Here is a 388-nt window from a genome sequence, read left to right on the forward strand (position 1 = left end):
TGAGATACTCTCATATCTCTTAACGTTTTGTATCAAGGATATTTGATTAACTTTAATCAAATTTCATGTATGCAGTTTTCAAGGTACATATTGACTGAATTTTTATCAGTCATTAGAAATCTTAAACTCATTTAAAATCTCTAATCACTGGTAAAACCAGTTATATCAACAGCTCTTCCCGGCTGATACGGGTTAGCATCGGACTTGACGATTCATATCTGGCTCCATCCTGTTTCCGACAGGACTCACTTTCCAATGCCTGTTTTATCTTCATCAGGTTCCCAACCTGTTGTTTTCTTTTTGATCTGGCGCCCACCTGCTCTCCCACACCGTCTCCAGTGCAGTACCATCGGCCGATTGGGTCTTAACCGTCGTGTTCGGGATGGGA

At 41.2% G+C, this 388-nt stretch carries 1 rRNA gene; it reads right to left on the reverse strand.

The features are described from left to right. Positions 1 to 303: 303 nt before the first annotated feature. Positions 304 to 388: ribosomal RNA gene (gene rrf / locus ACTNDS_RS16710) — 5S ribosomal RNA — on the reverse strand; the annotation flags it as partial.

The sequence above is a fragment of the Blautia sp. HCP3S3_C12 genome, from assembly GCF_052064155.1.
GTDB lineage: Bacteria > Bacillota > Clostridia > Lachnospirales > Lachnospiraceae > Blautia_A.